Origin of the sequence: Propylenella binzhouense (assembly GCF_009866965.1) — a bacterium.
GTDB lineage: Bacteria > Pseudomonadota > Alphaproteobacteria > Rhizobiales > Afifellaceae > Propylenella > Propylenella binzhouense.
The window spans coordinates 15476-35669 of the sequence record NZ_SPKJ01000038.1 but is presented as its reverse complement, the minus strand read 5'-3'; the positions used below and the strand labels follow the sequence as shown (position 1 = coordinate 35669).

Annotated in this window: 17 protein-coding genes; 14 read left to right on the top strand and 3 right to left on the bottom strand. The window is 70.9% G+C overall.

The window, feature by feature from the left end; translation table 11 throughout:
- A partial coding sequence (locus tag E4O86_RS12215) for a thiamine pyrophosphate-binding protein (protein WP_246206363.1) occupies positions 1 to 1148 on the bottom strand: 1148 nt, incomplete at its 3' end.
- A 468-nt stretch (positions 1149 to 1616) separates the two neighbouring features.
- On the opposite strand from E4O86_RS12215, the gene E4O86_RS12210 reads away from it, so the two are divergent.
- Positions 1617 to 3107, top strand: a complete 1491-nt coding sequence (locus E4O86_RS12210; RefSeq protein WP_161140822.1) for an aldehyde dehydrogenase — start codon at positions 1617 to 1619, stop codon at positions 3105 to 3107.
- A 41-nt stretch (positions 3108 to 3148) separates the two neighbouring features.
- Here E4O86_RS12210 and E4O86_RS12205 read toward each other — a convergent pair whose 3' ends face one another.
- The gene (locus E4O86_RS12205; protein WP_161140821.1) at positions 3149 to 4063 is read right to left on the bottom strand and encodes a LysR family transcriptional regulator; all 915 of its coding nucleotides are present in this window, start codon (positions 4061 to 4063) and stop codon (positions 3149 to 3151) included.
- Between the two features lie 161 nt (positions 4064 to 4224).
- On the opposite strand from E4O86_RS12205, the gene E4O86_RS12200 reads away from it, so the two are divergent.
- The 4 genes from E4O86_RS12200 to E4O86_RS12185 all read left to right on the top strand — a co-directional run bounded on the left by E4O86_RS12200 (position 4225) and on the right by E4O86_RS12185 (position 8886).
- Positions 4225 to 5424 carry a cytochrome P450 gene (locus E4O86_RS12200; protein WP_161140820.1) on the top strand — a complete coding sequence of 400 codons (1200 nt, stop codon included), beginning with the start codon at positions 4225 to 4227 and terminating at the stop codon, positions 5422 to 5424.
- Positions 5425 to 5434: 10 nt separating this feature from the next.
- On the top strand, positions 5435 to 7162 hold the full coding sequence (locus E4O86_RS12195) for a GMC family oxidoreductase N-terminal domain-containing protein (protein WP_161140819.1): 1728 nt from the start codon (positions 5435 to 5437) through the stop codon (positions 7160 to 7162).
- Positions 7163 to 7260: 98 nt separating this feature from the next.
- Positions 7261 to 7578: a 2Fe-2S iron-sulfur cluster-binding protein gene (locus E4O86_RS12190; protein ID WP_161140818.1), complete on the top strand. Its 318-nt coding sequence runs from the start codon at positions 7261 to 7263 to the stop codon at positions 7576 to 7578.
- A gap of 63 nt (positions 7579 to 7641) precedes the next feature.
- Positions 7642 to 8886: an NAD(P)/FAD-dependent oxidoreductase gene (locus E4O86_RS12185; RefSeq protein ID WP_161140817.1), complete on the top strand. Its 1245-nt coding sequence runs from the start codon at positions 7642 to 7644 to the stop codon at positions 8884 to 8886.
- A 25-nt stretch (positions 8887 to 8911) separates the two neighbouring features.
- On the opposite strand, the gene E4O86_RS12180 is transcribed toward E4O86_RS12185, so the two are convergent.
- Positions 8912 to 9523: a cupin domain-containing protein gene (locus E4O86_RS12180; RefSeq protein ID WP_161140816.1), complete on the bottom strand. Its 612-nt coding sequence runs from the start codon at positions 9521 to 9523 to the stop codon at positions 8912 to 8914.
- Between the two features lie 251 nt (positions 9524 to 9774).
- Between E4O86_RS12180 and E4O86_RS12175 the strand changes: the two genes are divergently transcribed.
- The 9 genes from E4O86_RS12175 to E4O86_RS12135 are packed head-to-tail and all read left to right on the top strand — an operon-like array spanning position 9775 to position 20163.
- A complete protein-coding gene (locus tag E4O86_RS12175) occupies positions 9775 to 10848 on the top strand; it encodes a BMP family ABC transporter substrate-binding protein (protein WP_161140815.1) in 1074 nt (357 codons plus the stop codon).
- A 27-nt stretch (positions 10849 to 10875) separates the two neighbouring features.
- Positions 10876 to 12402 (top strand): ATP-binding cassette domain-containing protein, encoded by a 1527-nt coding sequence (locus E4O86_RS23950; protein WP_161140814.1) that lies wholly within the window; start codon positions 10876 to 10878, stop codon positions 12400 to 12402.
- On the top strand, positions 12399 to 13430 hold the full coding sequence (locus tag E4O86_RS12165) for an ABC transporter permease (RefSeq protein ID WP_161140813.1): 1032 nt from the start codon (positions 12399 to 12401) through the stop codon (positions 13428 to 13430). The genes E4O86_RS23950 and E4O86_RS12165 overlap by 4 nt, the downstream gene beginning before the upstream one ends.
- Entirely contained in the window at positions 13427 to 14371 is a 945-nt protein-coding gene (locus E4O86_RS12160) for an ABC transporter permease (protein WP_161140812.1), read from the top strand. Before E4O86_RS12165 ends, E4O86_RS12160 begins: the two co-directional genes overlap by 4 nt.
- On the top strand, positions 14368 to 15240 hold the full coding sequence (locus tag E4O86_RS12155; RefSeq protein ID WP_161140811.1) for an FAD binding domain-containing protein: 873 nt from the start codon (positions 14368 to 14370) through the stop codon (positions 15238 to 15240). The genes E4O86_RS12160 and E4O86_RS12155 overlap by 4 nt, the downstream gene beginning before the upstream one ends.
- Entirely contained in the window at positions 15233 to 15745 is a 513-nt protein-coding gene (locus E4O86_RS12150) for a (2Fe-2S)-binding protein (RefSeq protein WP_161140810.1), read from the top strand. The genes E4O86_RS12155 and E4O86_RS12150 overlap by 8 nt, the downstream gene beginning before the upstream one ends.
- A complete protein-coding gene (locus E4O86_RS12145) occupies positions 15742 to 18108 on the top strand; it encodes a molybdopterin cofactor-binding domain-containing protein (RefSeq protein WP_161140809.1) in 2367 nt (788 codons plus the stop codon). Before E4O86_RS12150 ends, E4O86_RS12145 begins: the two co-directional genes overlap by 4 nt.
- Positions 18089 to 19129, top strand: a complete 1041-nt coding sequence (locus E4O86_RS12140; protein WP_161140808.1) for a fumarylacetoacetate hydrolase family protein — start codon at positions 18089 to 18091, stop codon at positions 19127 to 19129. The genes E4O86_RS12145 and E4O86_RS12140 overlap by 20 nt, the downstream gene beginning before the upstream one ends.
- The gene (locus tag E4O86_RS12135; protein ID WP_161140807.1) at positions 19126 to 20163 is read left to right on the top strand and encodes a fumarylacetoacetate hydrolase family protein; all 1038 of its coding nucleotides are present in this window, start codon (positions 19126 to 19128) and stop codon (positions 20161 to 20163) included. Before E4O86_RS12140 ends, E4O86_RS12135 begins: the two co-directional genes overlap by 4 nt.
- The last annotated feature ends 31 nt before the right edge of the window (positions 20164 to 20194 follow it).

Below are 20194 nucleotides of genomic sequence, written 5' to 3'. Positions count from 1 at the left end.
GGCCGCGGCGCGCGCGCCGGCCGCGCGACCGGTCGGGCACCGGCCGCGATCCGCGCGTCGACGGCCTCGAGCAGCTGCGCCACGAAGCGGTCGGCCGAGGCGAGCACCGGCACGTCGACCGGCGGAAGGCCGAAATAGTCCATGCTCCAGCCGCGGTGGAGCTGGCTGTCGAGCGAGACGTGGACGACGGTCGCGCCGACTTCGGCCGTCTTGCGGCGGATCTGCTGGAACGTGCCGTTCAGGTCGACCCAGTCGAGGCTGAGGATGACGTCGGCCTCGCCCAGCGCGGCCCTGGCGTCGGCGTTCAGCCAATAGGAGGGCGGGAAGGCGTGGAGCGGATGCGTGGTCGGAAACACGGCGCGCTCGCGCAGCGACGTCATCACCGGGGTGTCGAGCCGCTCGGCGAGCCGCACGCGCCGGTCCCAGTCCTCCTGCGCGCGCGAGCCGCGCCCGAAGAGGATGAGCGGCCGCTCCGCGCCGAGCAGCAGGTCGGCGACGCGCGCCACCGTGGCCGCGTCGGCGCTCGGCGGCGGCGCCGGCTGGTAGCGCGCCGGGGGCAGCGTCACGGGCTTGGCGAGCCGCTCCTCCTGCAGCCCGGCGTCGAGGCAGATATAGACCGGGGCGCGCGGCTCCATATGCGTGAGCTGTGCGCCGCGCAGGAACGCCTCGACCAGCGCGCCGGCGGAACGCGGCTCGTCGTCCCATTTGGTGTAGTCGCGCAGCAGCGCGCCCTGGTCCTTCGCCGTATGGATCCAGTCGATCCACGGCCGGCGGAGATCGGCGGCGACCGGGCCGGTGGCGCCGACCACGATCATCGGCATGCGGTCGCAATAGGCGTTGAAGATGCCCATCAGCCCGTGCATCAGGCCGACATTGCTGTGCAGCACCGCGCCCATCGCCCGATCGGTCACCTTGGCGTAGCCGTGGGCGATCGAGACGACATGGTCCTCGTGCAGGCAGAGCAGCATCTTCGGCGCCTCGTTGCCGAGATAGTTCACCATGCTGTCGTGGAAGCCGCGATAGCTGGCGCCCGGATTGAGGGCCACGTACTCGACGCCGACATGCCGGATCATGGCGGCAGCGACATCGCTGCCCCAGGCGAGTTCGACGGGCGAATTCGGCGCGAAGGGGATTTCGTTTTTCTTCATGTCTCAGGTGCCGGGGCGGGTGCAGGAACAGGAATGGGGAGCGCGGTCTCAGCGCGGGGGAGTCCGGCGGGGCCGCAGGTCGCTGCCGCGCCCGGCTCCGCACCGCAGCTCCGCGGAGAACTGGATTCCGGTCTCATTCTTCGGGCGTGTCGTCTTGCGTTTCGGAAGAGACCGGCTTCCTCCCGTGAGCCGTCGAACCGTCGCTTCCCCTTGCTCCGGCTTATAGCCAGCGCGGAGGGCCGGGCAAATTGAGGCTTTCTCAGTGCACCATGAGAAATATTGAGCCTCCGGCCCGCCGCCGGGTTCCGCCGTGCCCGGCTACCATGAGACTCTCTCATGGCGGCCCGAATAAGCGTCAGTTGTCGCGCGGCGCCGGAGATCCTAGTCGGCCCTGATCAGCACAAGGAAGGTCGCGGCGTCGGCTTGCGCGCCGGCGCCGGCCGGGCCGGGATCAGGAGGAACTCTGCGATGGATCAGGTGACGGCCGGAACCGCTTCGATCGGGCGCTACGGGAACTACATCAACGGCGCCGAGGTGCCCTGCGACCGCGAGATGGAATCGCTCAACCCCTTCACCGGCAAGGCGTGGGCGATCGTTCCCGACGGCAGCGAATCCGACATCCATGCCGCCGTGGCGGCCGCCCGCCGCGCCTTCGACAGCGGGCCCTGGGGCCGGATGACTGCCACCGAGCGCGGGCGGCTGATGCGCAGGCTCGGCGATCTCGTCGCCCGCGACGCCGAGGACCTCGCGCTCATGGAGTGCCGGGACAACGGCAAGCTCTACCGGGAGATGCTCGGCCAGTGGCGCTACATCGCGGAGTTCTTCTACTACTTCGCCGGCGCCGCCGATAAGCTTCACGGCGACGTCGTGCCGTCCGACCGGCGGAACTTCTTCATCTACACGCGGCACGAGCCGCTCGGCGTGGTCGGCGCCATCACGCCCTGGAACTCGCCGGGCCTGCTCCTCGCCATGAAGCTCGGGCCGGGGCTCGCCGCCGGCTGCACCTTCGTGGTGAAGCCGTCGGAGCACACGCCGGTCTCGACGCTCGAGCTGGCCAGGCGGTTCGAGGAGGCGGGCTTCCCCGCCGGCGTCTTCAACGTGGTGACGGGGCAGGGCGCGCTCGGCGCCGCGCTGGTGCGGCATCCGGGCATCGACAAGGTGGCGTTCACCGGCGCCACCGGCACCGGCAAGCGCATCGCGGCCTCCGCGGCGGAGAACCTGACGCGGGCCTCGCTGGAGCTCGGCGGCAAGTCGCCCAACATCGTGTTCGAGGATGCCGACCTGCGGGTCGCAGCGAACGGCGCGATCGCCGGCATCTTCGGCGCGACCGGGCAGACCTGCATGGCCGGCTCGCGGCTCCTGGTGCAGGAAAGCGTGCACGACGCGCTGGTCGATCAGATCGCCGAGCGCGCCGGCCGGATCCGCATGGGCGACCCGCTTGAGCCGGAGACCGAGATGGGGCCCGTCGCCAACGAGCCGCAATACAGGAAGGTGATGGACTATATCGAGGTGGCGAGGTCCGACGGCGCCGTCATCCGCTGCGGCGGCCGGGGCGATCCCGCGCTTGCCGGCTATTTCGTCCAGCCCACCGTCCTCACCGGCGTGACCAACGACATGCGCATCGCGCGCGAGGAGGTCTTCGGCCCGATCCTGAGCGTCATCACGTTCCGCGACGAGGAGGAGGCGATCCGGATCGCCAACGACACGCGCTTCGGGCTTGCCGCGGCGGTGTGGACGCAGAACGTCCATCGCGCCCACCGCGTCGCGCACCGGCTGCGGGCCGGCACGGTGTGGATCAACGCCTATCGCGTCGTCTCCTTCGCCGCGCCCTTCGGCGGGTTCGGGGAGAGCGGCCTCGGCCGCGAGAACGGCATGGACTCGGTGCGCGAATTCACCGAGACGAAGTCGGTCTACGTGGAGCTCTCGGGCGAGACCCGCGATCCCTTCATGCTGGGCTGACCGGGCTGACCGCGTCGTGCATGCCGGCGCGGCGTCGTTGCTCAGGCGCCGGCGGGCGTCCGCCTCGCGAACCGGGTCGCCGTCGCCAGGAAATTGCGCGCCAGCCTGAGGTCGACGTCGCGCCGGTGCACCACGTAGAGCGGCAGCCGGTGCAGGTCCTGCCCGCGGATCTCGCGATAGACGACCGATTCCCGGTGCATGATGCGCAGCGAGGCCGGCACGATCGTGAATCCCTGTCCGGCCGCCACGAGGCTGAGCGCCGAAACGCTGCGCGACACCTCGCCGACAATGTCGACGCCGATGCCGGCGCGGTCCATCGCGGCCATGATCTCGTCGAAATATCCGGGCCCGTCGACCCGCCGCGGATAGAGGATGAAGGGCGCGCCGTTCAGCGCCGCGAGCGGCAGATCGTCCCCGGCCGCGGCGAGCGCATGGCCGGCCGGGATGGCGGCGACGAAGGGCTCCTCGTCGAGCACATGCGCCTCCAGGTCGTCATAGGTGCGGGGATTGACCCGGATGAAGGCGACGTCGGTCCGCCGTTCGAGGACGCCCTGCAGCAATTCGTACGTCTCGCGCTCCTCCACATCGAGCTCGGCATAGGGAAATTCCGTCAGGAAGGTGCGGATCACGCGGGGAGCGACCGGATTGAGGGAGGCCGAACTGGTGAACCCGATGGTGACCTTGCCCTGTTCGCCGCGCTCGAAGCGGCGCACGTGCTGGACCATCTCCTCGACGGCTGTCAGCACGCGGCGCACGTCCTGCAGGAAGACCTCGCCGGCGGCGTTCAGCACGATGCGCTTCGGCGTGCGGTCGAAGAGGTCGACCTTGAGCTCCTCCTCCAGCGCCCGGATCTGCTGTCCGAGCGGCGGCTGCTGGATCCCGAGCCGCTTCGCCGCGCGGGTCAGCGTTCCCTCCTCGGCGACGGACACGAAATAGCGGAGATGGCGGAGTTCCATGGGTGCTCATATGTGACGAGTTCGAATCTGGTATATTGCAAATATTTTACATTCTTTCGTCAACGCCCTATGAGTCGAACCGCACCCGTGACGCGCGTCCTTGCCTGCCGTGCAGGCCTGCTCCGGAGTGTGGGGAAACGCCGTTCCGATGAGGCACAACAATGACGCTCGACACGCTGGAACCCGTCCGACTGAACGTGCCGACGGATGATGTCGATCTCTTCTGCGACGACATCCTGAGATATCCCTACGAGGCCTATGCGAGGCTTCGGGAGAAGGGCCCGGTCGTCTTCCTGACCCGGCACAACATCTTCGCGCTGCCGCGCTATGCGCCGGTGCGCACCGTGCTGGAGGACCACGAGACCTACATCTCCGGCAAGGGCGTCGGGCTTTCGAAGTTCGGCAACCAGTCGCGGCGCGGCACCCCGATCGCGAGCGATCCCCCGCTCCATACCAAGCGGCGCGGCCTCGTCGCCGAGCGGCTCTCGCTGCGGTCCGTCCGCGAGATCACGCCGGACCTTCAGCGCCAGGCCGATGTCCTGGTCGGAACGGTGGCGGAGCAGGGCGAGTTCGACGGCGTGGCCGATTTCTCGCGCCGCTTCCCGCTGATGGTCATGGCCGATCTGATCGGCCTGCCGCAGGACGGCCGCGAACACCTGCTCGAATGGGCCGATGCGGGCTTCAACCTGTTCGGGCCGCCGAACGAGCGGGTCGCGAAGTCCGAAGAGCGGTTTCCGGAGGTGCGCGACTATATCCGCTCGCTCGAGCAGCCCGGCCGGCTGCGGCCCGGCAGCATGGGGGCCGCAATCTACGAGGCGGCCGCGCGCGGCGAGATCGAGTTCGACCAGTGCGGCCCGCTCATCATGGCCTATCTGATGGCCGGCCTCGACACGACGATCAACGCCATCAGCGCCGCCCTGCTCCTGTTCGGGCGCCATCCCGACCAGTGGGATCTCGTCCGGGAGAACCCGCGTCTCATCGCCATGGCCCTCAACGAGGTCATCCGCCTGGAAAGCCCGATCCAGAACCTGCGGCGCGTGGTGACGCGCGAGCACGAGCTGGAGGGCGCCATTCTCGAGGAGGGCGTGTCGGTCCTCGTCATGTTCGGCTCGGCGAACCGGGACGAAAGCCGCTGGCAGGACGCCGACCGGTTCGATGTGAAGCGCAATCCCGTCGGCCATCTCGCCTTCGGCATGGGCATTCACAATTGCGCCGGCCAGACGCTGGCGCGTGCGGAGGCCGCGAGCCTGCTCGAGGCGCTCGCGCGCCGCGCCCGCCGCATCGAGGTCGGCGAACCGGAATGGCATCTCAACAACGTCATCCGCGGCCTCGAAAGGCTGCCCGTCCGCCTGGTCGCCTGAGGCAACCGACGTGCACGACATATTGGTTCTGGGCGGCGGCTCGGCCGGCTGCGTCCTCGCCGCGCGCCTCAGCGAGGATCCGGACTGCAAGGTCGTCCTCGTTGAGGCGGGCCCCGATATCCGCGACGGCGCGGTCCCGGAGGACATTCGCAGCGGATATCCCGGGCGCGCATTCCTCAACGCCGAAAATCTCTGGCCGGGTCTCACCGCGCTGATGGGGGCGGGCCATGGCGGCGCGCCGCGCCTGCCGCGGCGCTACGAGCAGGCGCGGGTTCTCGGCGGGGGCTCGAGCATCAACGCCATGGCGGCCAATCGCGGCGCGCCGGCGGATTATGACGAATGGGAGGCGCTCGGCGCCGCCGGCTGGTCCTGGCAGGCCGTGCTGCCGTATTTCCGCCGTCTGGAGACGGATCTCGATTTCGGCGGGCCCTATCACGGCAAGGACGGGCCGGTCTTGATCAGCCGCTATTCGCCCGACCGCCAGACGCCCTTCGTGCGGCAGGTCTGCACGGTCCTGGAGCGCCACGGCCATCGGCGGCTGGAGGACCAGAACGGCGCATGGGAGGACGGGTTCTTTCCCATCGCCGTCGCCCGCGACCGCGCCGGGGGCCGGCTCCCCGCCGCCGTGAGCCATCTCACCGCCGCGGTGCGCGCGCGCCCGAACCTTTCGGTTCTCACCCGATCCGAAGCGCGCCGCATCCTCTTCGAGGGCCGGCGTGCGGTCGGCGCCGAGATCGCGGGCCCGGACGGCACGCTGACGACGCTGCGCGCCGGCGAAGTCGTCCTCGCCTGCGGGGCGATCCATACGCCGGCTTTGCTCATGCGCAGCGGCGTCGGTCCGGCCGCCGAACTGGCGCGTCACGGGATCGGCGTGGTGGCCGGGCGGGACGGCGTCGGCGCCAACCTGATGGAGCATCCGAACCTGGCGCTCTCCGTCTATCTGGACCCGAAGGCGCGGATCCATGGCGCGGACGAGCACCAGATCCAGGCCGGCCTGCGCCTGTCGTCCGGGCTCGACGGCGCGCCGCAGGGCGACCTCCACATCTCCGTCGTCGCCAAGTCCGCCTGGCACGGCGTCGGCCGGCGCCTCGGCGCCCTGCTCGTATGGGTGAACAAGTCCTATTCCCGGGGCGAGGTCCGCCTGCGCTCGGCCGAGCCGGGCACGCCGCCCGCGGTCGATTTCCGGCTGCTCTCGGACGCGCGCGACCGCCGCCGCCTGATCGCCGGCGTGCGGGTCGCGGCGCGCACTTTGGCCGACCCGTCGATGCGGACGGTCGCCGGAAATCCGTTTCCGGCCGTCTTCTCCGACCGGGTGCGCAGGATTTCCGCGCCGTCGCGGTTCAACGCCTTCCGGACATCGCTCTTCGGCTGCGCCCTCGACGGTGCGCTCGGCCTGCGCGACGGGCTGATCCGCAACGTCATCACGAACGGCGTGACGCTCGAAGCGCTGCTCGCCGATGACGCGGCCATGAACGCCTTCGTCGCCGGCGCCGTCGGCGGCACCTGGCATGCCTCGGGCACCTGCCGGATGGGGCGCGACGACGATCCGATGGCCGTCGCCGATTCCCGGGGCAGGGTGCTCGGCCTCGCCGGCCTGCGCATCTGCGATGCGTCGCTGATGCCGTCGATCCCCTGCGCCAACACCAACATGCCGACCATGATGATGGCGGAGCGCATCGCCGACCTGATGAAGGCCGAGAAGGCCGGCCGGCGCGGCCCGGTCACGGCGGTGGCGTGAGGCTTCGCCGGGCGGCGGCCGGCCCGGCGTGCGGATGAGACCAGGCCGGCTGCCGCAGCGGCGCCGGCGATTCCGGTGACGAGGAGGAGAGTGGGTTCGTGGCGACGATCTATGTATGCGACCGGGAGGGCGCGGAGCGCAGCATTCAGGGTACGGATGGCTTCAGCCTGATGGAGACGCTCCGCGCGGGCGGCTTCGAGGAGATTCTGGCGATCTGCGGCGGCTGCGCCAGTTGCGCCACATGCCACGTCTATGTGGACGCCGCCTTCCTGGAGAAGCTTTCGCCGATGTCGCTCGACGAGGACGACCTGCTGGATGCGTCGGCGCACCGGCGGCCGGAATCGCGGCTCTCCTGCCAGATCCGCGTTTCGGATGCACTGGACGGGCTCAGGGTGACAATAGCGCCGGAGGACTGAGGGCCTGCTTCCGCACGGAGCGGCCGCCCGGCCGCGGCGAACGCATATCAACCGGGAGATGTCATGACGGACGTCTATGACGTGGTGATCGTGGGCAGCGGCCATGCCGGGGCGCAGGTGGCGCTCGCGCTGCTGCAGCGGAAGTTCGCCGGGTCGATCGCGATCCTCACCGAGGAGCACGTCCTTCCCTACGAACGCCCGCCCCTCAGCAAGGAATACCTGACCCGCGAGAAGCCGCTCGACCGCATCCTGATCCGTCCCGCCGCGTTCTGGGCCGAGCGCGGCGTCAGCTTCCGGCACGGATTCCGGGTCGTCGCGCTCGATCCCGAGGCCCGGCGCGTGATCTGCGCCTCGGGCGAACGCGTCGGCTACGGCGCGCTCGTGTGGGCGGCGGGCGGCCGGCCGCGCATGCTGCCGGACCTTCCGGCGCCGCTCGCCAATGTGCACGTCCTGCGCAATGTCGAGGACGCCGACCGGTTGATGGCGGGCCTGGAGGCGGCGCAGCGGGTCGCGATCGTCGGCGCCGGCTATATCGGCCTCGAGGTTGCGGCCGCGGGCGCGGTGCTCGGCAAGGCCGTCACCGTGGTGGAGGCGGCGGACCGCGTGCTCGCCCGCGTGTCGGGGCCGGCGCTCTCGCGCTTCCTGGTCGAGGAGCACCGCGCGCGGGGCGTCGACATCCGCCTCTCGGCGACGCTTGCCGGAATCGAGGCGGGCGCGGGGCGCGTGACCGCGCTGAGGCTCTCCGACGGCGCGCGGATCGCGTGCGACTGCCTGATCGTCGGCATCGGGGTGGCGCCCGCGGTCGCGCCGCTCCTCGCAGCCGGCGCGCGCGGCGGGAACGGCGTCTGGGTCGACCCCTTCTGCCGCACCACGCTGCCCGACGTCTTCGCCGTCGGCGATTGCGCGCTCCATGCCAATCCCTTCGCGGACGGCCGCGAGATCCGGCTCGAATCGGTCCAGAACGCCACCGACATGGCGAAGGTCGCGGCGCGGACCCTGATGGGCGATCCCGCGCCTTGCGAGGAGGTGCCGTGGTTCTGGTCGAACCAGTACGACCTGCGCCTGCAATCCGTCGGCCTCGTCGCCGGCCACGATACGGAGATCCTGCGCGGCCGCCCGGAGGACCGCAGCTTCTCGGTGCTCTATCTGCGGGACGGACGGCTCTGCGCCGCCGATTGCGTCAACGCGGTCAAGGATTACGTCGCGGCCCGCAGGCTGGTGGCGGGAGGAACGCGCCTCGATCCGGCGCGCCTCGCCGATGCCGCGACGCCGCTCAAGGAGATGATCCCGGCCGCGGCCGTCTGCTGACCGTCCGCCGCGCCCGCCGTCGCGCTCACAGCGAGGCGGGCGTATTCACCCAGATGACCTCTGTCGGCACGTCCCCCGGATTGCTGAAGCTGTGCAGGAGGCTCGACCGGAAGAAGAAGGAATCGCCTTCCCGCAGCCGGTATTCCGTGCCCGCAACCGTCAGCAGCAGCTCGCCGCGCCTGACGAAGCCGACCTCCTCGCCGTCATGCTGGCGGGCCCCGTCGCTGCCGCCGCCCGGCAGCACGCGGATCAGGAAGCCCTGCAGCAGGGAGCTGCTGCCGAACGGCACCAGCACCTCCGCCTCCGTGCCGTCGCTCGGCGTGCCGGCCACCGCGATCTGCTGGATCATCGGCCGCTGGCCGGCCCGCATGACCGTGTCGGAGTTCCCGGATTGCTCGCCGAGCAGCGAGGCGACCGTGGTCCCGAGCGCCTTCGCGAGCCGCAGGAGCGTCGACAGCGACGGGGTCACCTTGTCGTTCTCGATCTTCGAGATCAGGCTCTCCGAATAGCCCGAACGGTCGGCGACGTCCTTCAGCCGCAGGCCCTTCACGAGGCGGGCATGGCGCAGCTGCACGCCGAGGCGGATCGGGTCGGTCGGCTCGGCGAGGTCCGGGTCAGCCGTTCGGGCGTTCGTCATCACGGTCCCTGTGCTCGGCCGCAGGCTGGGGCTCGGCCCGGACCTGCTCATATGCGAAAGCCGCCGCTCCTGTCTATTCAACTTCTTGAATTAGGAGAATGCACTTTCTGGATATGCCAAAATCGGCAGCAAAGGTGCCCTCAATTTCATGGCTGACAAGAGCAAGGACTCGTAAGAAAGGACTTGCACAGGTCCGCGGACGTGCCAGACTGCGGCATCCGGCAAGCACGTCTGGCGTGAGGAGGCTCACCATGCGTTGGTTCCTGTCTGCAATCCTGATTTCGGCGGGTGTCCTTTCGGCGGCAGGTCACGCCTCGGCCCGGGACAAGATCAAGATAGGATCGGTGGATTTCGCGCCGGCTTCGGGCTCGTCCTGGGTGCGGGCGAATGCCGAGGGCTTCGAGTACCTGAAGAAGCACGATCCGGACGTCGAGGTGACGCGCGTCGAGTCGATCCCGGAAGGCCCGGCGGTCCGATCCGTGATCCGGAATCTCGTGAACCAGGGCAACAAGGTGATCTTCGCGAACGGCTACGGCTACGGCGTGTTCGTGCCGGATCTCGCGAAGGAATTCCCCGACGTCTACTTCCTCGTCGAGCAGGCCAATCCGGAAGGCCCGGACAATCTCGGCACCTATTACGGCAATGCCGAGGAGGCGCGCTATCTGGAGGGGGTCATCGCCGGCAGCGTAACGAAGAGCAACATAGTCGGCTTCGTCGGCGCGTTTCCGATCAGCCCCGTCATCTCGGGCGTGAACGCCTTCGCGCTCGGCGCGCGCTCGGTCAATCCCGATATCCGCATCCTCGTGAACTGGGCGAACACCTGGTACGACCCCGCCAAGGAGAAGGAATCCGCGGAAGCGCTTCTCAATGCCGGCGCCGACGTGATCGCGAACCACGAGGATTCCCCGGCGACGCTGCAGGCGGCCGCGGCGCGCGGCAAATTGGGCATGACATCGAACGCCGACTGGTCCTCCGCGGCGCCCGACGCCTTCCTGACGGGCAGCGTGTGGAACTGGGGCCCCTATTACGTCCAGGTGATCGACCAGATCAGGAACGGCAAGTTCGAGGCCGGCCGCTTCATGGGCACGCTCGCCAACGGCGTCGTGGGTCTCGCGCCCTTCGGGCCGGCGGTGACCGAGGAGGCCAAGAAGGCCGCCGAGGACGCCAAGGCGAAGATCGTGTCGGGCGAACTGACGATCTTCAAGGGCCCGATGAAGGACAATCAGGGCAAGGTGCAGATCGCCGAGGGCCAGAGCCTGACGCCGGAAGAGGCGAGCTCGAAGATGGACTGGCTCGTCGAAGGCGTGGAGGGCTCGGCGAAATAGCGGCGCCGCCCGGGGAGGTCGCCGAACGTGCCGGCGGCGCGCGACGAGGTCCAGGCCCTCGACATCAGCAAGAGCTTCGGCTCCTTCGTCGCGAATGACGGCGTCAGCCTCCGGCTCCGCCGCGGCGAGATCCATGCGGTGCTCGGCGAGAACGGCGCAGGGAAGACGACGCTGATGAACATCCTGTCGGGGCTCTACAGCCCCGACGCCGGAGACCTGACGGTCTGGGGCGAGCGCGTGCAGTTCCGCTCCCCGCGCGATGCCGTGCTGCGCGGCATCGGCATGGTCCACCAGCACTTCCAGCTGGTCGAGGTCCTCAGCGCCCTCGACAACGTGCTGCTCGGGGTCCCGGCCGGAGGCCTCAGGCTGCGGCGCGGGGAAGCGGTCGCCCGGCTGCGGGCGATCGGCCGGGCGAACGGCATCGACATCGACCCGGACGTGCCGGTCTGGCAGCTTTCGATCGGACAGCGGCAGAAGCTGGAGATCCTGAAGCTCCTCTATCACGGCGCCGAGCTGCTCCTCCTCGATGAGCCCACCTCGGTGCTGACGCCGCAGGAGGCGGACGAGCTCTACCGGACGCTCCGCGGCCTGGCGGACGGCGGCAAGGCGGTCGTCTTCATCACGCACAAGCTCCACGAGGTGATGGCTGCCGCCGACCGGATCACGGTGCTCCGGCGCGGCCGGGTCGTCGCCGCGCTTCCCGCCTCCGAGACGACGCTCGACGAGCTCGGCACGCTGATGGTCGGCTCACGGCCGGCCGCGCTGCGTCCGAGGCAGGCCACCGCGCCCGGCCGCTCCATCCTGCGCGCCGAAGGCGTCGCGGCGGCCGGAGACCGCGGACATGCCGCCCTCGACGGGCTCGACCTCGACGTCCGCGCCGGCGAGATCTTCGGCATCATCGGGGTCGCCGGCAACGGTCAGCCGGAGCTTGCCGAAGTGCTGGCCGGGCTGCGGCGGGCGAGCCGCGGCCGCATCCTCCTCGACGGCACCGACATCTCCCGCTGGTCGCCGCTCCGGCGCATGCGCGCCGGCCTCCGCTTCGTCCCGGAGGACCGGATGGGCATGGGAATGGTCATGCCGCTCGACATTCCGGACAACATGATGCTGCGCGATTTCCGCGATCCGCCTTTCGTGCGCCGAGGGCTGATCGACCACGGGGCCGCCCGGCGGCGCGCGGAGGAGGCGGTCGCCCAGTACGGCGTCTCCCATGGCGGGCTGGGGCGGCCGGTCCGGCTGCTCTCCGGCGGCAACCAGCAGAAGCTCCTGCTCGCGCGCGAGATCTGGACAGACCCGAAGCTCCTGCTCGTCTCGCAGCCGACGCGCGGCCTGGACGTCGCCGCGGCCCGCGCGGTCCACGACCGGCTGGTCGCGCTGAGGGACGGCGGCTCCGCGGTGCTGCTCGTCTCCGAGGACTTGGACGAGGTGCTCCAGCTCGCCGACCGCGCCGCGGTGATGTATGGCGGCCGGATCACGGGCATCTGGCCGGCCGCGCGCTTCGACCGCGACGGCATCGGGGCTGCGATGGGCGGCGGGATTCCGCGGGCCGCGGCATGATGCGGGCATCTGCCTGGGCGCTGGAAAGCGGCGCCTTCGTCATGGCCGTCGCCCTTGGCGTCGTCGCGGCCAGCATGGTGCTGCTTGCCACCGGCACGCCCGTCTACCAGACGCTCGCCGCGATCTATAGCGGCGCCCTGGGTTCCGCCTATGCGCTCCAGAGCTCGCTCGTCTATGCCGTTCCGGTCGCCTTCACCGGGCTCGCCGCCTGCGTCGCCTTCCGGGCGCGGATCTGGAACATCGGGGGCGAGGGCCAGATGGTCATGGGCGCGTTCGGCGCAGCGCTCGTCGCGCTTCACGTTCCGCTGCCCGGCCCGGCCGTGCTGCCGGCGATGATCCTCTCGGGCATGGCGTTCGGCGCGCTCTGGGCGTTCGGGCCCGCGGTCCTCAAGGTCGCATTCGGCGTCAACGAGGTGCTCTCGACGCTGATGCTGAACTACGTCGCGATCCTGTTCGTGGATTTCCTCGTGTTCGGGCCGTGGCGGGATCCGGCGGGTGGCTGGCCCTACAGCCCGCCCTTTCCATCCGCGGCGCTGCTGCCGGCGCTCTCGGCGGACCTCAACGTGGCGGTCGTCGCCGCGCCCGTCATCGCCGTGCTCCTCGCCGTCCTCTTCCGCTACACGCCCTGGGGCTACGCCACCGCGGTGCTCGGCCATTCGCATCCCGCCGCGCGCTATGCCGGCATGCGGATCGGGCGCCTGACGGTCCAGGTCATGCTCCTCAGCGGGGCCATCGCCGCGCTCGCCGGCATCGACCAGGTCGCCGGGACGGCCGGGCTCCTCTACCACCTGCCGCCCGGCTACGGCTATTTCGGGATCCTGGTCTCCTGGCTCGCCGGCCACAACCCGCTTCTCGTCCTCGTCATGGCGACGTTCTACGGCGTGCTCCTTCAGGGCGGCGACGCGCTGCAGATCGCGCAGGTCGATCCCTCCCTCGTCCGCATCATGCAGGGGGCGATCATCATCTTCGCGCTGGCGGGCCTGACGCTCGCGCGGCGGCGCTCCCTTTCGCCGGGTGCCGGCGCATGAACGAGGCCATGCTGATCGGCCTTCTCGCCGCCACCGTCTCGGCGGCGACCCCGCTGCTCCTCGCGGGCCTCGGCGAGCTCGTCGCGGAGCGGAGCGGCGTCCTCAATCTCGGCCTCGAAGGGCTCATGCTGACCGGCGCCATGACCGCCGTCGTGGTGACGGCGAGCACCGGGAGCGTGCTCGGCGGCATCGCAGCCGCCGTAGCGGTCACGATGGCGATGGGAGCGGCCTTCGCGTTCCTCACCGTCACGATCCGGGCCGATCACATCGTCACCGGGCTCGCGATCGTCCTCGTCGGGGACGGCCTCTCCCAGTTCTTCGGCAAGGCCTTTGTCGGGGTCAACCTGCAGGACAGGCTCGCCCCGCTGGCGATCCCCGTGCTCCGCGACCTGCCCGTCCTCGGCCCCGTCCTCTTCCGCCAGAACGTCCTCGTCTATTTCAGCCTTCTCGCCGTGCCGCTGGTCTGGCTCTTCCTCTACCGGACCCGGCCGGGCCTCGCCCTGCGGGCCGCCGGCGAGAGGCCGAGCGCCGTCGACGTCGCCGGCTGGAACGTCGTCCGCATCCGCTATCTCGCCGTCATCTTCGGCGCCGGAATGGCGGGGCTCGCGGGCGCCTTCCTGTCCGTCGGCTATCTCGGCTCGTGGGCGAACGGCATGACGGCGGGCCAGGGCTGGATCGCGCTCGCCCTCGTCATCTTCGCCGCCTGGCATCCGGTCCGGCTCCTCTTCGGCGCCTACCTGTTCGGCTTCGCCTACATCATGGTGTTCCAGGCGCAGGTGCTCGGCGGCGTCTTCCAGCTCGTCTCCGTCTACCTGATGCAGATGGCGCCCTACCTGCTCGCGCTGCTCGTGCTCATGCTCATCGCGGCCCGTTCGCGCGGGCGCGGCGACGGCACGCCCGCCGCCCTGGCGGTGCCCTATGTCCGCGAGGAGCGGACATGAAGCCGGCCGCCTTCGTCTACCGGGCCCCGGCCTCGCTTCCCGAGGCGCTGGCGCAGCTCCGGGAGTTCGGCGGCGATGCCAGGGTGATCGCCGGCGGCCAGACGCTCGTCCCGGCGATGAGCATGCGGCTTGCCCGGCCGGCCGCCCTGATCGACCTGAACGGCGTCGCCGAGCTCGCCTTCCTGCGGGCCGGGGCGGACGCGATCGAGATCGGCGCCATGACGCGGCAGCGCACGCTCGAGCGCTCGGCCGAAATCGGCCGGCACGCCCGGCTCTTCCATCTCGCTCTGCCGCACGTGGCGCATTTTCAGATCCGCAACCGGGGCACGTTCGGCGGCAGCCTCTGCCACAACGATCCGGCGGCCGAGCTCCCGGCGGTGGCGGCCGCGCTTTCCGCGGAGTTCGTGATAGCCGGCGCCTCCGGGGATCGGACGGTTGGTGCGGACGGCTTCTTCGCCGGGCTTCTGTCGACCGCCCTGGAGCCGGACGAGATCCTCAGGGCGATCCGGATCCCCTATCTGCCGGGGTCCTGCGGCTTCGGCTTCGCGGAGGTCGCCCGCCGGCACGGCGATTTCGCGCTCGCCGGGGCGGCGGCCGTTCTCCGTCTCGGCGGCGACGGGACGCTCGACCTCGCGCGCCTCGTCCTCTTCGGCGTGGACGACGGGCCCGTCCGCGCGCATGCCGCGGAGGCGGCGATGCTGGGCGAGCGCCCCTCGGACGATCTCTGGTCCGCGGCCGCGGCGGCGGCGGTCGCCGGAATCTCGCCCGTAGCCGACCTGCACGCCTCGGCGCTCTACCGGCGGGAAGTCGCGGAGACGCTGGCGCGCAGGGTGCTGCGGCAGGCCGCGGCGGAGCTTCGCGATGGCTGACGGGAAGGTCGCGGTCGCGCTCACCGTCAATGGCGAGCGCCGCGAGGCGCTGGTCGAGCCGCGCCTGCTCCTGTCCGATTTCATCCGTCACGTGCTCAGGCTGACCGGGACGCATGTCGGCTGCGAGCACGGCGTCTGCGGCGCCTGCACCGTGCTGGTCGACGGGGCTGCCTGCCGCTCGTGCCTCCTCTTCGCGGTGCAGGCGAACGGGGCCGAGATCGTGACCGTCGAAGGGCTGGCGGGCCCCGATGGGGCGCTCGCGCCGCTGCAGCAGGCCTTCCGCGACTGCCATGCGCTTCAGTGCGGCTATTGCACGCCGGGATTCCTGATCTCGGCCCACGCCTTCCTGCGCGACACGCCGGATGCGGCCGAGCGCTCGGATGCGGAGATCCGCTCCGCCCTCTCCGGGAACCTCTGCCGGTGCACCGGCTACCAGGCGATCGTGAAGGCGGTCCGGCAGGCGGCGCCGGCCTATCGCGAAGCCGGGCTGGAGGAGCGCCGGTGACGCATGTCGGCTCGCCCCTGCCGCGGCTCGAGGACGCGCGGCTTCTGGCCGGCCGCGGCCGGTTCACCGACGACGTCCATCCCGACGGCCTGCTCGAGGCGCATGTGCTGCGCAGCCCGCACGGTCACGCCCGCATCGCGCGGATCGACGCCGCGGCTGCGCGCGCCCTTCCCGGCGTGGTGGCGGTCTTCACCTTCGACGATCTCGTCGGCGTCGAGCGGCAAATGCCGATGATCCTCCCGGACCGTCGCATCCTGCATCCGAAGACGCAGCTTCTGCTCGCGGCGGAGGTCGTCCGCTATGTCGGGGAGCCGGTGGCGTTCGTCGTGGCGGAGACGCGCTACCTCGCCGAGGACGCCGCGGAGCTGATCGAAGTCGCCTACGAGCCGCTTCCGGCCGCGAGCGCGCTCGCGGATGCGGCCTCGCCGGGCGGGCGGCCGGTCCATGCCGACGTGCCGGACAATGTGGCCGGCGCCGACGAGATCGGCTTCGGCGATGCGGCGGCCGCGCTCGCGGCGTCCCCGCGGCGCCTTCGCCGGCGCTTCGATCTCGCGCGCGGACATGCCCAGCCGCTCGAGCCGCGGGCGACCGTCGCGCGCTTCGACGCGGACACGGACCTGCTCACCGTCTGGGACACGACCCAGGGACCGATCCCGGCCCGCGCGGCGCTTGCCGCCATGCTCGGGCTCGGGATCGACCAGGTGCGCGTGATCGCCGGCGATATCGGCGGCGGGTTCGGCCCGAAGATGGTGCTCTATCCCGAGGAGGTGCTGGTCGCCCACGCGGCCATGCGTCTCGGCCGGCCCGTCAAATGGGTCGAGGATCGGATGGAATCCTTCGTCGCCACGGCCTCGGAGCGGGAGCAGATCCACGAGGTCGAGGTCGGCTTCGACGAGGAGGGCCGGCTGCTCGGGCTCGTCGACCATTTCTGGTACGAGACGGGGGCCTACATCCCCTACGGGCTCAACACGCCCTTCGTGACGACCATGCACCTCCTCGGCCTCTACCGGGTCCCGGCCCTGGCGGTCAGCTTTCAGGCGGTGTTCACGAACCGGATGTTCGTCTGCCCCTATCGCGGCGCCGGCCGGCCGTACTCCGCCTTCGTAATCGAGCGGATCATGGACCTGATCGCGCGCGAATTGGGCCTCGAGCCCGCCGAGGTGCGCCGGCGGAATCTCATTCCCCCCGAGGCGATGCCGTACCGCTATCCGCTGACCTACTGGGACGGCGGGCCGGTCGAGTTCGATTCCGGCGACTATCCGGGGATGCTCGAGGAAGCGCTCGCGCGCGTCGGCTACCGGGAGATCCGGGCCGCGCAGGCGGCCGCCCGCGGCGAGGGCCGGTATGTCGGCGTGGCCGCGGCCGCCTATTGCGAGATCACCGGGATCGGACCCTATGAGGGCACGCGGGTGCGCGTCCAGCCGGGCGGGCGGATCACGGTCGCGACCGGGGTCGGAAGCCAGGGCCAGGGCCACCACACCACGCTCGCCCAGATCGTCGCCGACGAGCTCGGCGTCGCGCCCGAGCGGATCGAGGTGACGGTCGGCGATACCGCCCAGTTCGACTGGGGCATCGGCAGCTTTGCAAGCCGCGGCGCGGTGACGGCGGGAAACGCGGCGCGGATCGCGGCCCGGAAGGTGGCGCGCCAGGCGAGGGAATGGGCAAGCGAGATGCTGGAGGTGGATGCCGGCGATCTCGAGCTCGCGGAGGGCAGCGTGCGGCTCAAGGGCGTGCCGGAGGTCGGCGTTCCGCTCGAGGAGATCGCGAGGCGCGCCGATCCCGCGCGCGGCCGGATCGGGCGCGATCCGGAGACCTTCCGGCCCGGCCTCGAAGCGGACGGCTTCTTCAATCCCGCTCAGGGGACGATGGGTGCCGGCTTCCACGCCTGCGCGGTCGAGGTGGACCCGTCGACCGGCACGGTCGCGATCCTGAAATATGTCGTGGTCCACGATTGCGGGACCGTCATAAATCCGCTGATCGTGGAAGGCCAGGTCGTCGGCGGTGCCGCGCTCGGGATCGGCGGCGCGTTCTACGAGCGCGTCGCCTATGACGAGGAGGCCCAGCTCCTCACCTCGACCTACATGGACTATCTGATCCCGACGGCATCGGAGGTGCCGGCGATCGACGTCGTGCATTTCGAGAGCCGTTCGCCGCACAATCCGCTCGGCGTGAAGGGCGTGGGGGAGGCCGGCACGCTGCCCGTCGCGCCTGCTTTGGTCGGCGCGATCGAGGATGCGCTCGCGCCGTTCGGCGCAACGTTCATGACGATGCCGCTTGCGGGCCCCGACGCCGTGCGCGCGGCGATCCGGGCCGCCTGCGCGGCGCGCGGGGAGGAGGGCTGCCGTGCGTCTGGTCCGGTTTGAAGCGGAGGCCGGGATCCGGCTCGGCGCGCTCTGGAAGGACGGCGGCCTGATCGTCGACCTGCGGAAGGCGGTCGCTGCCTTGCTTGAGGCGGCGGGCGATCCCTTCGCCGACGAGGAGGCCGCAATCCGGATTCCCGGCGACACCGCGGAATTCCTGCGGCGCGGCGACCGGAGCGAAGCACTGGTGCGGGAAGCGCTCGCCGCGCTCGAAGCCGGCGGGCTCGACCCGTCGGGCGTGACCCTGTCGTGCGACGCGGTCCGGCTCGCCGTGCCGATCGTGCCGCCCCTCATCGTCTGCGGCGGGGCCAACTTCTGGGATCATCTGCGCGAACTCGGCCGCGACAAGCCCGACCATGTCGAGTTCTTCCTGAAGAACGCGGAGAGCGTGGTCGGCCCGCAGGACCCGATCCCCTACCGGCCATGGGCGTCGGGGAAGCTCGACTACGAGGTCGAGCTCGGCATCGTGATCGGCCGCAGGGCCCGCTGCGTCGCGGCCGCGGACGCGCTCGACTTCGTGTTCGGCTACACGGTCGTGAACGACATGGCGATCCGCGACCGGCAGCTCTTCGCCTATGACCCGACGACGTTCCACGTGAAGTACGGGGACGGCAAGGTGTTCGACGCGAACTCCGCGCTCGGGCCGGCGATCGTCAGCCGCGACGAGGTGCCGGACCCGATGAACCTGCCGATGTCGTGCAGCGTGGACGGCGCGATCCGGCAGGACAGCAACACCCGGAGCTACATCTGGGGCGTGCGCGAGGTCGTCGAATATTATTCGAGCATGATCACGCTCGAGCCGGGCTTCGTCATCTGTCCCGGCACGCCCGGCGGCTGCGCGGTCGGCAGCGATCCGGAATGCGGCGGCCGCCATGCGCCGCGCGATCCCCACGGCGAGTATCTGAGGCCCGGCCAGAGCGTAATGGTGGCGGTGGGCGGCATCGGGACGCTCCGCAACGAGATCGGTCCGGGGCCGGCCGAGGGCGGCGCGACCGGTCAGGCCGCCACGGAGACGCTGTCATGAAGCTCGTGCGCTTCAGGCGCTACCGCCGCGTCGCGCTCGGCGCGCTGCTTCCCGATGCCGGCGTGGTCGACCTCGCGACGGCCGCCGCAACCCTCCTCGCGGAATCCGGCGACCCCTGCGCGGACGCGGAGGCCGCGCTCCGGCTGCCGCCGGACATGGTGCGCTTCATCGCCGGCGGGGCGCCGGGCCGGGCGCTCGCCGAGGCGGCGATCGACTTCGCCCTTGCGCGCGGCGCGGCAGGTGGCGTCGACGGCGAGCCGCTGGTCTACGGCAGCGGCGAGGTGCGCCTCCTCCCGCCGCTCGTGCCGCCTCTCCTGATCGGCGCCGGGGCGGCGTTCCGCGACGGGCCGGACCGCCGCTCCGGCGAGCGCGTCCGCCACCGCGAGTTCTTCCTCCGCGACCCGTTCAACATGCTCGGCCCGGAAGACGGCATCGCCCTCCGCCCCTGGCTCGGCGACCACGTCGACGCCTGGCCGCGGCTCGCCGTCTTGATCGGCCGGCGGCTGAGGCGCGCCAGCGCGGACGAGGCGGCGGCGGCGATCTTCGGCTACTGCCCGGCGATCGATCTCTGCATCCGGGACCAGCACGCGATCAGCTGGGCCGGCGCGCTGTTCCATGTCCAGTATCCGCATGCCCGCGCCTTCGACGGCTCGCTCCTGCTCGGGCCGGTCGTGAGCCGGGACGAGGCCGGCGATCCGGCGGCGCTCGGGGCCAGGATGACGCTCGACGGGGAGATCGCCTATGACGGTCCCGTACCCGGCGACTGGGGCGGGCTTCCGGCCTGGATCGCCGCGCTCTCGAACGTGGTGACGCTCGAGCCGGGCTCGGTGCTGATCCCGGCGGCGGAGGGAGACGCCTTCGTGGCGCCTTCCGGCGACGGCAGCGGTCCTGCCGAGATATTCAACCCGCCGCCGCTCGGCCGCTATCTCGCGCCCGGCATGTCGGTCGCGGTCGAAATCGAGCGTGTCGGCGCGGTGCGTGCCGGCGTTCGCGCAGCGGATCCGGACGCGCTGCGGGGGACGTCCGCCGGGTGAGGCCCATGTCCGCCCCGCCGCCGCCGGCGCC

What these genes read in the sequence shown, in the direction of transcription:
- E4O86_RS12210 (WP_161140822.1), top strand. Translation starts at nt 1,617, where the DNA reads ATGGATCAGGTGACGGCCGGAACCGCTTCGATCGGGCGCTACGGGAAC.
- E4O86_RS12205 (WP_161140821.1), bottom strand. Translation starts at nt 4,063, where the DNA reads ATGGAACTCCGCCATCTCCGCTATTTCGTGTCCGTCGCCGAGGAGGGA.
- E4O86_RS12200 (WP_161140820.1), top strand. Translation starts at nt 4,225, where the DNA reads ATGACGCTCGACACGCTGGAACCCGTCCGACTGAACGTGCCGACGGAT.
- E4O86_RS12185 (WP_161140817.1), top strand. Translation starts at nt 7,642, where the DNA reads ATGACGGACGTCTATGACGTGGTGATCGTGGGCAGCGGCCATGCCGGG.
- E4O86_RS12180 (WP_161140816.1), bottom strand. Translation starts at nt 9,523, where the DNA reads ATGACGAACGCCCGAACGGCTGACCCGGACCTCGCCGAGCCGACCGAC.
- E4O86_RS12175 (WP_161140815.1), top strand. Translation starts at nt 9,775, where the DNA reads ATGCGTTGGTTCCTGTCTGCAATCCTGATTTCGGCGGGTGTCCTTTCG.
- E4O86_RS12165 (WP_161140813.1), top strand. Translation starts at nt 12,399, where the DNA reads ATGATGCGGGCATCTGCCTGGGCGCTGGAAAGCGGCGCCTTCGTCATG.
- E4O86_RS12160 (WP_161140812.1), top strand. Translation starts at nt 13,427, where the DNA reads ATGAACGAGGCCATGCTGATCGGCCTTCTCGCCGCCACCGTCTCGGCG.
- E4O86_RS12155 (WP_161140811.1), top strand. Translation starts at nt 14,368, where the DNA reads ATGAAGCCGGCCGCCTTCGTCTACCGGGCCCCGGCCTCGCTTCCCGAG.
- E4O86_RS12150 (WP_161140810.1), top strand. Translation starts at nt 15,233, where the DNA reads ATGGCTGACGGGAAGGTCGCGGTCGCGCTCACCGTCAATGGCGAGCGC.
- E4O86_RS12135 (WP_161140807.1), top strand. Translation starts at nt 19,126, where the DNA reads ATGAAGCTCGTGCGCTTCAGGCGCTACCGCCGCGTCGCGCTCGGCGCG.